General features: G+C 69.2%; 12 protein-coding genes. 2 read left to right on the top strand and 10 right to left on the bottom strand.

Annotated elements, in window-relative coordinates:
- Window positions 1–9 precede the first annotated feature (9 nt).
- A complete protein-coding gene (locus RA210_RS09880) occupies window positions 10–534 on the top strand; it encodes a CsiV family protein (protein ID WP_201486324.1) in 525 nt (174 codons plus the stop codon).
- A gap of 72 nt (window positions 535–606) precedes the next feature.
- On the opposite strand, the gene RA210_RS09875 is transcribed toward RA210_RS09880, so the two are convergent.
- The 4 genes from RA210_RS09875 to RA210_RS09860 form a co-directional block, all read right to left on the bottom strand.
- The gene (locus RA210_RS09875; RefSeq protein WP_201486323.1) at window positions 607–1344 is read right to left on the bottom strand and encodes an S-methyl-5'-thioinosine phosphorylase; all 738 of its coding nucleotides are present in this window, start codon (window positions 1342–1344) and stop codon (window positions 607–609) included.
- 16 nt (window positions 1345–1360) lie between these two features.
- The gene (gene nagZ / locus RA210_RS09870) at window positions 1361–2356 is read right to left on the bottom strand and encodes a beta-N-acetylhexosaminidase (protein WP_201486322.1); all 996 of its coding nucleotides are present in this window, start codon (window positions 2354–2356) and stop codon (window positions 1361–1363) included.
- A gap of 9 nt (window positions 2357–2365) precedes the next feature.
- Complete coding sequence (locus RA210_RS09865) at window positions 2366–2884, bottom strand: L,D-transpeptidase (RefSeq protein WP_201486352.1); 519 nt, start codon at window positions 2882–2884, stop codon at window positions 2366–2368.
- Between the two features lie 63 nt (window positions 2885–2947).
- Window positions 2948–3637 carry a TetR/AcrR family transcriptional regulator gene (locus RA210_RS09860; protein ID WP_201486321.1) on the bottom strand — a complete coding sequence of 230 codons (690 nt, stop codon included), beginning with the start codon at window positions 3635–3637 and terminating at the stop codon, window positions 2948–2950.
- 179 nt (window positions 3638–3816) lie between these two features.
- On the opposite strand from RA210_RS09860, the gene lexA reads away from it, so the two are divergent.
- Window positions 3817–4431, top strand: a complete 615-nt coding sequence (gene lexA, locus RA210_RS09855; RefSeq protein ID WP_136488882.1) for a transcriptional repressor LexA — start codon at window positions 3817–3819, stop codon at window positions 4429–4431.
- Between the two features lie 61 nt (window positions 4432–4492).
- Here the strand turns inward: lexA and RA210_RS09850 are convergent, their stop codons facing one another.
- From RA210_RS09850 to fadB, 6 genes are all read right to left on the bottom strand, one after another.
- Entirely contained in the window at window positions 4493–4732 is a 240-nt protein-coding gene (locus RA210_RS09850) for a hypothetical protein (RefSeq protein WP_136488883.1), read from the bottom strand.
- An 84-nt stretch (window positions 4733–4816) separates the two neighbouring features.
- Window positions 4817–5338 carry a DUF6586 family protein gene (locus RA210_RS09845; RefSeq protein WP_201486320.1) on the bottom strand — a complete coding sequence of 174 codons (522 nt, stop codon included), beginning with the start codon at window positions 5336–5338 and terminating at the stop codon, window positions 4817–4819.
- Window positions 5339–5437: 99 nt separating this feature from the next.
- The gene (topA, locus tag RA210_RS09840; protein WP_201486319.1) at window positions 5438–8041 is read right to left on the bottom strand and encodes a type I DNA topoisomerase; all 2604 of its coding nucleotides are present in this window, start codon (window positions 8039–8041) and stop codon (window positions 5438–5440) included.
- A gap of 123 nt (window positions 8042–8164) precedes the next feature.
- On the bottom strand, window positions 8165–8428 hold the full coding sequence (locus RA210_RS09835) for a DUF1653 domain-containing protein (protein WP_136488886.1): 264 nt from the start codon (window positions 8426–8428) through the stop codon (window positions 8165–8167).
- Window positions 8429–8504: 76 nt separating this feature from the next.
- Entirely contained in the window at window positions 8505–9680 is a 1176-nt protein-coding gene (gene fadA / locus RA210_RS09830; RefSeq protein ID WP_201486318.1) for an acetyl-CoA C-acyltransferase FadA, read from the bottom strand.
- A gap of 26 nt (window positions 9681–9706) precedes the next feature.
- Window positions 9707–11854: a fatty acid oxidation complex subunit alpha FadB gene (fadB, locus tag RA210_RS09825; RefSeq protein WP_201486317.1), complete on the bottom strand. Its 2148-nt coding sequence runs from the start codon at window positions 11852–11854 to the stop codon at window positions 9707–9709.
- Window positions 11855–12147: the final 293 nt, after the last annotated feature.

The following is a 12147-nucleotide window of genomic DNA, read 5'->3' as shown; positions in this document are numbered from 1 at the left end:
GAAATGCCCATGCTCCGACTGCTCCGCCCCCTGCTGGTCTCGCTGCTGCTGATCGCCCCCGCGGCCTTCGCCGAAGCGCTGTACCAGGTCGAACTGATCGTCTTCCGCCAGGCGGAAAAGGCGGTGCCGGCCAGCCAGCCGGCGCCGGAAGACTGGGCCGGCAAGGCCGCCGCCCTCCCCGCCACCGCCCAGCGCAGCCCGGCGCTGACCGGCGAGGCCGAGAAGCTCGCCGCCAAGGGCTACCAGGTGCTGCTGCACCAGGCCTGGCAGCAGGACGTCACCGGCAGCCCGGCCGCGGTGCGCTTCAGCACCGGCAAGGAGCGCGACGGCCACTTCCCGGTCGAGGGCGTGCTCGATCTCGCCCAGGGCCGCCAGCTCGAACTGAAGCTGACCACCTGGGTCAACCGGTTCAACGCCGAGGGCTTCCTCGCCGGCAGCGAGCGCCTGCAGATCGCGCGGCGCCTGATCCCCGGCCAGCTGACCTACCTCGACCACCCGAGCCTGGGCGCGCTGATCCGCGTCAGCCCGCTCTGAGCCGGACCCGGACGGCAAAAAGGGCGGCAGATCGCGGATCTGCCGCCCTTTTTCATTGCCGCGACGGGACGATCAGCCGGCCAGCACGCGCTGCAGCACCGCCTTGACCTTGCCCATGCCGTCGGCCAGCGCCTGCTCGATCTCGGCCATGGTGATGATGCCCGTCGACTTGCCGGCCGCCGGGTTGACCACCAGCGCCAGGCAGGCATAGGGCAGCTCAAGCTCGCGGGCCAGCGCCGCCTCGGGCATGCCGGTCATGCCGACGATGTCGCCGCCGTCGCGCTCCAGGCGGGCGATCTCGGCCACCGTCTCCAGGCGCGGCCCCTGGGTACAGGCGTACACGCCACGGCCGCTGAAGTCGCAACCCTCGGCGCGCAGGGCGGCGATCAGCTGCTGGCGCAGGGCCTCGTCGTAGGGATGGCTGAAGTCGATGTGGGTGACGTGCTCCAGCTCGCCCTCGAAGAAGGTCGAGCCGCGGCCCCAAGTGTAGTCGATCAGTTGGTGCGGCACGCAGAAGTGGCCGGTGCCCATGGCCGCGTGGATGCCGCCCACCGCGTTGACCGCGAGGATCGCCTCGGCGCCGGCCTCCTTCAGCGCCCACAGGTTGGCGCGGTAGTTGACCTGGTGCGGCGGGATGCGGTGCGGATGGCCGTGACGGGCGAGGAACAGCACCTCGCGGCCGCCGAACTCGCCGCGCAGCACCTCGGCCGACGGCTTGCCCCAGGGCGTGTCTAGGCTGACGGCCTCGCGGATGGCCAGCCCTTCGAGCTGGGTCAGTCCGGTACCGCCGATGATGGCTACAACGCTCATCCAGTTCTCCTCAAGATCAGATCAGTCCGGCGGCGCGCAGCGCGCCCACCGCTTCGAGCCAGCGCGGCTGGCTCCGGTAATCCTGGCCCGGCCAGGCCTGCGCGCGCATGCGCGCCAGGCGCGCGGCCGGCTGCACACCGCGCCGCTGCAGATAGGTCAGCGCCAGCTCGGCGGCACCACGGTCGTTGCACACCAGCGCCATGTCGCAACCGGCATCCAGCGCCGCCGCCACCCGCGCATCGGCAGCACCAGCCACGTGGGCGCCGGCCATGCTCAGGTCGTCGCTGAAGATCACCCCGCGGTAGCCCAGCTCGCCGCGCAGGATGTCCTGCAGCCAGCGCCGCGAGAAGCCGGCCGGCTGCGCGTCGACCTGCGGGTAGATCACGTGGGCCGGCATGATGCCGTCGAGCTGCGCCGCCAGGGCGACGAAGGGCTTGAGATCGCAGGCGCGGATCTCGTCCAGCGAGCGCTCGTCGCGCGGGATGGCCACGTGCGAATCGGCCTCGGGCCAGCCGTGGCCGGGGAAATGCTTGCCGGTGGCGGCCATGCCGGCCGCGCGCATGCCGGCGATGAAGGCCGCGGCCAGCTCGCTGACCCGCGCAGGGTCGCTGCCGAACGAGCGCGAGCCGATCACCGTGCTGCGCCCGTGGTCGAGATCGAGCACCGGGGCGAAGCTGAAGTCCAGCCCCACCGCCAGCACTTCGGTGGCCATCAGCCAGCCGCACAGCCCGGCCAGGCGCGGCGCATCCGGCGCGGCGGCCAGCGCCTGCATCGACGGCAGGCGCACGAAGCCCTGGCGCAGGCGCTGCACCCGGCCGCCCTCCTGGTCGACCGCCAGCAGCAGATCGGGACGGATGGCGCGGATCGCCGCGCACAGCTCGCGCACCTGCTGCGGGTGCTCGATGTTGCGGGCGAACAGGATCAGGCCGCCCACCTCGGGCTGGCGCAGCAGGTGGCGGTCCTCGGCGCTCAGCCAGGTGCCGGCGATATCCAGCATCAGCGAACCAGACATGGAAACTCCTCAGGCAAGCGCGGCCAGCCGCCACTGCGGCTGCGGTGCCTCGTCGATGATCACGGAACAGTGCAGCGGCACCCGCTCGAACAGCTCGACCAGGTCGGCATTGCGCAGGCGGATGCAGCCGTGCGAGCGCGCCTCGCCCATCGGCTCGCTGTCCGGGGTGCCGTGCAGGTAGATGTAGCGGCGGAAGGTGTCGACGCCGCCGAGGCGGTTGCGCCCCGGTTCGCAGCCGCTCAGCCAGAGAATGCGGGTGAGGATCCAGTCGCGCTGCGGAAACTGCGCCGCCAGCGCGGGCGACCAGATCTCGCCGGTCCAGCGCCGGCCGACCAGCACCGCGCCCTCCGGCAGGCCGGCGCCGATCCTGGCGCGCACCTGATGGCGGCCGCGCGGCGTGCAGCCCGAGCCCTGGCGCTCGCCCGGGCCGTTGAGCGCGGTGGAAACCGGCAGGCGCAGGCGCAGGGCGCCGCCGGCGAAGCCGTACAGGCACTGGTCGGCGATGGAAATGTGCAGCAGATCGAGCATGGCGGTGGCGGCAGTCATGGGGCCGCTAGCTTAGCCGATCCACCCGCCGCCGGCACCCACGGGTTAGTTGCCGTGATTGTTCGTCCTGGGACGCGGACGCCGGCGGGCGGCGATCAGCGCCGGATCGGCCAGCACCGTCTCGGAGCGCATGCCGGCGGCCAGGAACGGCACCATCAGCTCCAGCACCTGCTCGGTCGAGGTGTCCGTGCCGAAGTCGGCCTGGGCGATGCCGCGCAGCGCCTGGATGCCCGCCATGCTGAAGATCGCCGCGCCCAGCATGAACTGCGCGCGCCAGAACAGCTCCAGCGGCGGGATGCCCGGCACCGCCTCCTGCAGCAGCTGCTGGTAGCGGCGGAACACCTTGCCGTACAGGCCGCCGAGATAGGCGTGCAGCTCGCGCTGGTTCTGCCGTATCGCCATGCCCAGCAGGCGCATGAAGGCGGTGAGTTTGGCACTGCTCCCGGCCACTCCCAGCGCCTGCGCCACCAGCAGCTCGAGCAGCTCCTCGAGGCTGGCGGCCTGCCCCTGGCGACGATCCAGCTCGCGCTCGAGACGCAGGCAGAGCGGGCCGAGAAACCGCACGAACACGGCCTGGATCAGCGCCTCCTTGGAGCCGAAGTGATAGTTCACCGCCGCCAGGTTGACCTCGGCCTTGCTGGTGATCAGCCGCAGCGAGGTTTCCGCGAAGCCCCTTTCCGCAAACAACTGCTCAGCCGCATCGAGAATACGCTCGACCGTCTCCGACTGGACCATGACCACTCCCATTGACCGAACAGCCGTTTGAAACCTTGGTTTCAATCTATCACTCTTTCAAGTATGGCCAGCCGCCCGTTCGTCCGCCAGAGAGGCGCGTCAGACGGGGCAAACAGCTTGCCTGCACCGCCGCCCTGTATATACTTCCAGCCACTGGATATAAAGACAGAGCCCGGCCCATGCAGAAACTGACCCCGCGCCAAGGCGAGATCCTGGCCTTCATCAAGAGCTGGCTGGAAGAGCACGGCTATCCGCCGACCCGCGCCGAGATTGCCCAGCAGCTGGGCTTCCGCTCCCCCAACGCCGCCGAGGAACACCTGCGGGCGCTGGCGCGCAAGGGCGCCATCGAGATGATCCCCGGCGCCTCGCGCGGCATCCGCATCCCCGATGCCGAGCCGGCGCTGCGCGAGGGCGAACTGCCGATCATCGGCCGGGTCGCCGCCGGCGCGCCCATCCTCGCCGAACAGCACATCGAGGACAGTTGCCGGATCAGTGCGGAGTTCTTCCACCCGCGCGCCGACTTCCTGCTGCGCGTGCGCGGCATGAGCATGAAGGACGTGGGCATCCTGGACGGCGACCTGCTCGCCGTGCACGCCTGCCGCGAGGCGACGAACGGGCAGATCGTGGTGGCGCGGATCGGCGACGAGGTGACGGTGAAGCGCTTCCAGCGCCGCGGCAAGCGCGTGCAGCTGCTGGCGGAAAACCCCGAGTTCGCCCCGATCGTGATCGACCTGGACAAGCCGGATCAGGAGTTCGCCATCGAAGGTCTGAGTGTCGGCGTGATCCGCCGCTGAAGCCCGGCCGGGGGGAGGCCCCGCAGGATAGCCTGCGGGCTGCGCCGGGAGAGGCAGCGCCTCAGTGCAGCACGCGCGGCTCCTCGCCGTACTCGTGCTCGTAGTCGCCGTCAGCCATGCTGCCGGCCATCTGCACCCCGAGGTTGAACATGGCCTTGGCCACCTCGATGTGCTGCCCCTGCAGAAAGGCCTTGGCCTCCTCGGAAAACTCGAGGGTCACCAGCGCCTCCTCATCGTCGCCGCGACGCAGGACGATACGGCCATCGGGCAATTCCACGATTTCCAGGAAGGATGTCGGCATGGGTGGGTGCTCCGCGAAAAAAGGCCGGCATTGTAGCAGTGCCGGGCGTCACACCCTAGCGCCGCGACAGGCGGCGCGGCGCGCTCACCACTCGCTCATGCCCTCGCGAAAACGCATCGCCAGCTGCTTGATGCGCTGCTGCCAGTCGACCAGCGTGGCCAGATCCAGCTCAGCCTCCTCTTGCGTGCCGACATCGACTGCACTGATCAGCGCCAGGGCCGGATCGACCTTGGCCTTCTTCGCCTCGCGCGGCGGCTCGAACAGGGCGCGCCAGGCTGCCAGCAACTGCCCCAGCCAGCTCTGCCGCTCCTGCGCCAGCTCGACCAGCTCGGCCAGTTCCGGACTCGGCGCCGCCTCCAGCACCTCGCGACTGAGCAGCAGCTCGACCCGGGCGGCTCCCGCCTGCGGCAGGCGGTAGTAGCCGGCGATCTCGTGGCACAGCCCCAGCACCGCGCCGTAGAGGTGGAACAGCGCGCTCTCGCGGGCGGCCTGCACCTGGGTGGTGAGGTTCAGCGGCCGGGCCGCCTCGGCGGCGCGCCAGGCGTCCAGCGCCAGGCTGGCGAAGTAGATCTTCTGGTTGGTGCGGGTATACAGCTCGTTGGCCATGGGTGGACTCCTCGACAGAATCCCCAGTATACGCCGCGCCAAACGAAACCGGCCGGGGCGTCTGCACGCACCGGCCGGCTCCGCATCAGCGCGACGGGGTCAGCGCTTGTCTTCCACCTGCCACTTGCCGTCGGCGTAGAAGGCACGCCAGCCGCTGGGCTTGCCGTCCACCTCGCTCTGCACGTACTGCTCCTTGGTCTTGCGGCTGAAGCGGATCACCGCCGGGCGGCCGTCCGGGTCCTGCTGCGGCGCCGAGAGCAGGTAGTGGTACTTGGCATCCAGTTCCTCCCTGTGCGGGATCAGCTCGCTGACCAGCGGCGCGCGGGTCTCGCGGTTCTTGGGGAACTGACTGGCGGCGAGGAACAGCCCCGAGGCGCCGTCGCGCAGCACGTAGACGTCGTCGACCTTGGCGCAGCGCAGTTCCGGCATCTTGATCGGGTCGATCTTCGGCGGCGCCGCCTCGCCGCTCTTGAGCAGCTTGCGGGTGTTCTTGCAGCTGGCGTTGGTACAGCCGAAGAACTTGCCGAAGCGGCCGGTCTTGAGCTGCATCTCGCTGCCGCACTTGTCGCACTCGAGGCTCGGCCCCTCGTAGCCCTTGATGCGGTACTGGCCTTCCTCGATCTCGTAGCCCGAGCAGTCCGGGTTGTTGCCGCAGATATGCAGCTTGTGCTTCTCGTCGAGCAGGTAGGCGTCCATCGCGGTGCCGCACTTGGCGCAGCGGTGCTTGCCACGCAGCACGCGGGACTCGGACTCGCCCTCGTCGTCGGCGGCGATCTCGTCGCCCGGCACCAGGTTGACGGTGGCCTTGCAGCGCTCCTTGGGCGGCAGCGCGTAGCCGGAGCAGCCGAGGAACACGCCGGTGGAGGCGGTGCGGATCATCATCGGCCGGCCACACTCCTTGCACGGAATGTCGGTGAGGGTCGGCAGGTTGGCGCGCATGCCGCCCTCGCTGGCCTCGGCGGACTCGAGCTTCTTCCTGAAGTCGCCGTAGAACTCGTCGAGCAGGTGCTTCCACTCGCGCTCGCCCTGGGCGACGTCGTCGAGGTGCTCCTCCATGTCGGCGGTGAAGCCGTAGTCCATCAGGTTGGCGAAGCTCTCCGCCAGGCGCTCGGTGACGATCTCGCCCATCTTCTCGGCGTAGAAGCGGCGGTTGTGCAGGGTCACGTAGCCGCGGTCCTGGATGGTGGAGATGATCGCCGCATAGGTCGACGGCCGGCCGATGCCGCGCTTCTCCATCTCCTTGACCAGGCTGGCTTCCGAGTAGCGCGCCGGCGGCTTGGTGAAGTGCTGGGTCGGGTCGAGCTTGAGCAGCTCGAGACTGTCGCCCTGGGCCATCTCCGGCAGCACGTCGTCCTCGCCCGGCTTGCTCTGCGCCGGCAGCACGCGGGTGAAACCGTCGAACTTGAGGATGCGGCCCTTGGCGCGCAGCTCGTAGTCGCCGGCCTTGACGGTGACGCTGGTGGACAGGTATTCGGCCGGCGGCATCTGGCAGGCGACGAACTGGCGCCAGATCAGCTCGTAGAGGCGCTCGGCGTCGCGCTCCATGCCGGTCAGCTGGGTCGGCCGCAGGTTGACGTCGGACGGGCGGATCGCCTCGTGCGCTTCCTGAGCGCCTTCCTTGCTGCTGTAGAGGTTCGGCTTGGCCGGCAGGTACTGCTGGCCGAACTCGCCCTCGATGAAGCCGCGCGCCATGTCGATGGCGTCCTGCGACAGGTTGGTCGAGTCGGTACGCATGTAGGTGATGTAGCCGGCCTCGTACAGGCGCTGGGCCATCATCATGGTCTTCTTCACCCCGAAGCCCAGGCGGGTGCTGGCCGCCTGCTGCAGGGTGGAGGTGATGAACGGGGCGCCCGGGCGGGACGAGGTCGGCTTGTCCTCGCGCTTGACCACCTGATAGGCGGAAGCCTTGAGCGCGGCCACGGCGGCCATGGCCTGGGCCTCGTTGAGCGGCTTGAAGGCCTCACCCTTGTGGCGGGCCACCTCGAAGCGCACCGCGGCCTGCTGCGCAGTGGCCAGGTCGGCATGCAGCTCCCAGTACTCTTCCGGAACGAAGGCACGGATCTCCTTCTCGCGCTCGACCACCAGCTTGACCGCTACCGACTGCACGCGGCCGGCGGACAGGCCGCGGGCGATCTTGGCCCACAGCAGCGGCGAGACCATGTAGCCGACCACACGGTCGAGGAAGCGCCGGGCCTGCTGGGCGTTGACCCGGTTGATGTCCAGTTCGCCGGGCTGGGAGAAGGCTTCCTGGATCGCCTTCTTGGTGATCTCGTTGAACACCACGCGCTTGTAGCGGCCCTCGTCGCCGCCGATGGACTCGCGCAGGTGCCAGGCGATCGCCTCCCCTTCCCTGTCCAAGTCGGTGGCGAGGTAGATGGTGTCGGCATCCTTGGCCAGGCGGCGCAGCTCCTCGATCACCTTCTCCTTGCCGGGCAGGATCTCGTACTGGGCCTTCCAGCCATGCTCGGGATCGACGCCCATGCGCGCGAACAGCTGGCGCTTGGCCTTTTCCTTGGGTGACAACGCCGGGGCCTCGGCCGCTGCAGCCTTGCCGCGCTTGGCCGGCTCCTTGCTGGCCGAGCCGCTGGTGGGCAGGTCGCGGATATGGCCGATGCTCGACTTCACCACGTACTGGTTGCCCAGATACTTGTTGATCGTCTTGGCCTTGGCCGGCGATTCCACGATGACCAGAGATTTGCCCATGAATCGGAAGGTTCCTGAAAAGAAGTCGAGATGAACGGCGGGGGCCTCAGGCGCAGAATATGCAAATAAATGTAGCCGCGCCCTGATAAGGCCACGCTATATATAGTGGCCCGCACAACGAGGTCAAGCGCGCGGCGGGACCCGGTCGTCCTCAGCGTAGCGAAATTCCACGCTTTCACCGCGCTCCAGGGCAAAACGCGGCCGGCACTCGCCGTCCACCTCCACGCTCTCGACGAACATCGCCAGCGGCCTGACCCACAGGCCGAAATCGCCGTACAGCGCCTGGTAGATCACCAGCTCCTCCTCGGTCTCCGAGTGGCGGGCCACCCCCAGCACACGGTACGGGTTGCCCTTGTAGTGACGGTAGAGTCCGGTTTGCAGCGTCATGTTCGCCTCGTCGATGGCACGGCCGAAAAAACCGAAGGCCGAAGCATGATGGCCCCGGCCTTCCTTCCCATGGGGATCAGACGCGCTCGAAGACGGTCGAGATACCCTGGCCGAGGCCGATGCACATGGTGGCCAGCCCCAGGGTGCCGCCGCGCTGCTTCATCACGTTGAGCAGGGTGCCGCAGATCCGCGCCCCGGAGCAGCCGAACGGGTGGCCGAGGGCGATGGCGCCGCCGTGCAGGTTGACCTTGTCGTCCATCCTGCTCAGCAGCTTGAGATCCTTGAGCACCGGCAGCGCCTGGGCGGCGAAGGCCTCGTTGAGCTCGACGAAGTCGATGTCGTCGATACTCAGACCGGCGCGCTTGAGCGCCTTGCGCGTGGCCGGCACCGGACCGTAGCCCATGATCGACGGATCGACGCCGGCCACCGCCATGGCGCGCACCCGCGCCAGCGGCTGCACCCCCAGCTCGCGGGCGCGCTGACCGCTCATCACGATCATGCACGAGGCGCCGTCGGTGATCTGCGACGAGGTCCCGGCGGTCACCGTGCCGTTCTTCGGGTCGAATACCGGCTTCAGTTCGGCCAGCGCTTCCAGGGTGGTTTCCGGACGGATGGTCTCGTCGTAGTCGAACACCCGGAGGAAGCCCCGCTCGTCGTGGCCTTCCATGGGAATCAGCTCGTCCCTGAAGCGGCCCTCGACGGTGGCCTGGTGCGCCCGCTGCTGCGAGCGGTAGCCGAAGGCATCCTGCGCCTCGCGGGTTATGCCGTGCATCTTGCCGAGCAGCTCGGCGGTCAGCCCCATCATCCCGGCGGCCTTGGCCACGTGCAGGGACAGCTGCGGGTTGACGTCGACGCCGTGGGTCATCGGCAGGTGGCCCATGTGCTCGACGCCGCCGACCACGAAGACCTCGCCGTTGCCGCTCTGGATGGCCTGGGCCGCGCTGTGCAGGGCGCTCATCGACGAGCCGCACAGGCGGCTGACGGTCTGCGCGCCGCTGGTGTGCGGGATCGGCGTCATCAGCGCGGCCATCCGCGCGATGTTCCAGCCCTGCTCGAGGGTCTGGTTGACGCAGCCCCAGATCACGTCCTCGACCTCGGCCGGATCGACCTGCGGGTTGCGCGCCAGCAGCCGGGTGATCAGTTGCGCGGAGAGGCTCTCGGCGCGGGTGTGGCGGTGCATGCCGCCCTTGGAGCGGCCCATCGGCGTGCGGCCGAAGTCGACGATCACCACGTCTCTCGGATTCAGACTCATGAATTCACTCTCCAGTGGTGACAGGCTCAGGCGAAGAACCGGCGGCCTTCGCTGGCCATGGCGCGCAATCCGGCGGTCGGCAGGTACAGCGGGCCGAGGTCGGCGTGGCGCTCGGCGCGGGCGACGAACTCGGCCGCGCCCAGGCTGTCGATGTAGCGCAGCGCGCCGCCGCGGAACGGCGGGAAGCCGATGCCGTAGACCAGGCCCATGTCCACCTCGGCAGGGCTGGCGACTATGCCGTCCTCCAGGCAGCGCACCGCCTCCAGGCACAGCGGCAGCATCATGATGTCGACGATGTCCTCGTCGGTCAGCTCGCGCGGCGTGCCTGCCAGCGGCGCCAGCACGGCGGCCACGCTCGGGTCGGCGACCTTCCTCGGCTTGCCGCCCTTGTCGGTCTCGTAGGCGTAGAAGCCGCGACCGCTCTTCTGGCCGAGGCGGCCGGCCTCGAACAGTGCGTCGATGGCGCTGCGCCAGTCGTCCTTCATCCGTTCGGGGAAGCCGGCGGCCATCACCGCGCGGGCGTGGTGGGCGGTGTCGATGCCGACCACGTCGAGCAGGTAGGCCGGCCCCATCGGCCAGCCGAACCTTTCCATCACCCTGTCGATGCGCGGGAAGTCGATGCCGGCCGCCAGCAGGCGGACGAAGCCGCCGAAATAGGGGAACAGCACGCGGTTGACCAGGAAGCCGGGGCAGTCGTTGACCACGATCGGCGTCTTGCCCATCCGGCGCGCATAGGCCACGGTGGTGGCGATGGCCGCCTCGCTGGTCTTCGCGCCGCGGATCACCTCGACCAGCGGCATCATGTGCACCGGGTTGAAGAAGTGCATGCCGCAGAAGTTCTCCGGACGCTGCAGCGCCTGCGCCAGCAGGTCGACCGAGATGGTCGAGGTGTTGGTGGCGAGGATGGCGTCGGCGCGCACCTGTCCCTCCACCTCGGCCAGCACTGCCTGCTTGACCCTGGGATTTTCCACCACCGCCTCGACCACCAGGTCGACGGCGGCGAAATCGCCGTAGGACAGGGTCGGACGGATGGCGTTGAGCGCCGTGGCCATCTTCTCCGCACTCAGGCGACCCTGCTCGACGCGCTTGCCGAGCAGCTTGGCGGCCTCGCCGAGGCCGAGCTGCAGCGCCTCCTCGCGGATGTCCTTGAGCAGGATAGGCGTGCCCTTGACCGCCGACTGGTAGGCGATGCCGCCACCCATGATGCCGGCGCCGAGCACCGCGGCCAGGCGCACCGCGCGGGCGTCCCCGTCGAGGGCCTTGGCTTTGCGCTTGAGCTCCTGGTCGTTGAGGAACAACCCGACCAGGCTGCGCGCCACCTCGCTCTTCGCCAGCTTGACCAGACCCTGCGACTCGATCTCCAGCGCCTTGTCGCGGCCATGGCTGGCCGCCTTCTGCATGCTGCGGATCGCCTCCACCGGCGCCGGGTAGTGCGGCCCGGCCTGGCCGGCCACGTAGCCCTTGGCGCTCTCGAACACCAGCATCTGCTCGATCTGCGCCAGCCTGAGCTTCTCCAGCTTGGGCCGGCGGCGCGCCAGGTGGTCGAGCTCGCCGTCGGCGGCCCGCCGGCACAGGTCCAGCGCCGCCTCGCGCAGCCGCTCCGGAGCGACCACGGCATCCACCACGCCGACCTTCAGCGCGGTCGCCGCGTCGTGCTCCTTGCCGCCGCAGATCCATTCGATGGCGTTGTCGGCGCCGACCAGCCGCGGCAGGCGCACGGTGCCGCCCCAGCCGGGATGGATGCCCAGCTTCACTTCCGGCAGGCCGATCGTGGCGCCCTCGGCCATCACCCGGAAGTCCGCCGCCAGGCACATCTCCAGGCCGCCGCCGAGGGCGACGCCGTTGATCGCCACCACCGTGGGCACCGGCAGGTCCTCGAAGGCGCTGAAGATGCGGTTGGTGTCGAGGTTGGCGGCCAGCAGCTCGTCCTCGGGCAAGGCGAACAGGCCGAGGAACTCGCCGACGTCGGCGCCGACGATGAAGCCGTCCTTCGCGCTGCTGACCAGCACCGCGCGCAAACCCGCCTCGCCGCGCAGGGCGTCCACCGCCTCGCGCAGCTCGCCGAGGGTCAGGCGGTTGAACTTGTTGACCGACTCGCCGGCGAGGTCGAAACGCAGTTCGGCGATGCCGTCGCCGAGCGCCTCGACTCCGATGGCCTTGCCCTGATAAATCATCGTCCGATCTCCATGCGATGGAAGCTTGAGCCAGCGCCGCGTTCCGGCCGGCAGCCCGGCGGCCTCCAGCAAGGATAGCCGCCGGCCCCGCGCCGGCGTTCATACAGGCGTTCGATCCCTGACCACACCCTCGAAGAATTCGCCAGTCTTGTCAATCGGCCTTGGGCAGGCCCGGGCGGAACGTGAAACGGGCGGAACTGACGGATGTCATGACCGCAGCGCGGAGTTGCTGCATGATGGGCGTGCAGGCTGGCCGCAAGCGGCGCCTGAGCCATACTGGATGCATTCCCTGC

Origin of the sequence: Pseudomonas sp. OF001, from assembly GCF_904426495.1 — a bacterium.
GTDB lineage: Bacteria > Pseudomonadota > Gammaproteobacteria > Pseudomonadales > Pseudomonadaceae > Geopseudomonas.
The sequence above is the reverse complement of the archived record's forward strand: the minus strand, read 5'-3'. Positions and strand labels throughout refer to the sequence as shown.

What these genes read in the sequence shown, in the direction of transcription:
- RA210_RS09875 (WP_201486323.1), bottom strand. Translation starts at nt 1,344, where the DNA reads ATGAGCGTTGTAGCCATCATCGGCGGTACCGGACTGACCCAGCTCGAA.
- RA210_RS09835 (WP_136488886.1), bottom strand. Translation starts at nt 8,428, where the DNA reads ATGACGCTGCAAACCGGACTCTACCGTCACTACAAGGGCAACCCGTAC.
- fadA (WP_201486318.1), bottom strand. Translation starts at nt 9,680, where the DNA reads ATGAGTCTGAATCCGAGAGACGTGGTGATCGTCGACTTCGGCCGCACG.
- RA210_RS09845 (WP_201486320.1), bottom strand. Translation starts at nt 5,338, where the DNA reads ATGGCCAACGAGCTGTATACCCGCACCAACCAGAAGATCTACTTCGCC.
- lexA (WP_136488882.1), top strand. Translation starts at nt 3,817, where the DNA reads ATGCAGAAACTGACCCCGCGCCAAGGCGAGATCCTGGCCTTCATCAAG.
- RA210_RS09865 (WP_201486352.1), bottom strand. Translation starts at nt 2,884, where the DNA reads ATGCTCGATCTGCTGCACATTTCCATCGCCGACCAGTGCCTGTACGGC.
- topA (WP_201486319.1), bottom strand. Translation starts at nt 8,041, where the DNA reads ATGGGCAAATCTCTGGTCATCGTGGAATCGCCGGCCAAGGCCAAGACG.
- fadB (WP_201486317.1), bottom strand. Translation starts at nt 11,854, where the DNA reads ATGATTTATCAGGGCAAGGCCATCGGAGTCGAGGCGCTCGGCGACGGC.
- RA210_RS09860 (WP_201486321.1), bottom strand. Translation starts at nt 3,637, where the DNA reads ATGGTCCAGTCGGAGACGGTCGAGCGTATTCTCGATGCGGCTGAGCAG.
- nagZ (WP_201486322.1), bottom strand. Translation starts at nt 2,356, where the DNA reads ATGTCTGGTTCGCTGATGCTGGATATCGCCGGCACCTGGCTGAGCGCC.
- RA210_RS09880 (WP_201486324.1), top strand. Translation starts at nt 10, where the DNA reads ATGCTCCGACTGCTCCGCCCCCTGCTGGTCTCGCTGCTGCTGATCGCC.
- RA210_RS09850 (WP_136488883.1), bottom strand. Translation starts at nt 4,732, where the DNA reads ATGCCGACATCCTTCCTGGAAATCGTGGAATTGCCCGATGGCCGTATC.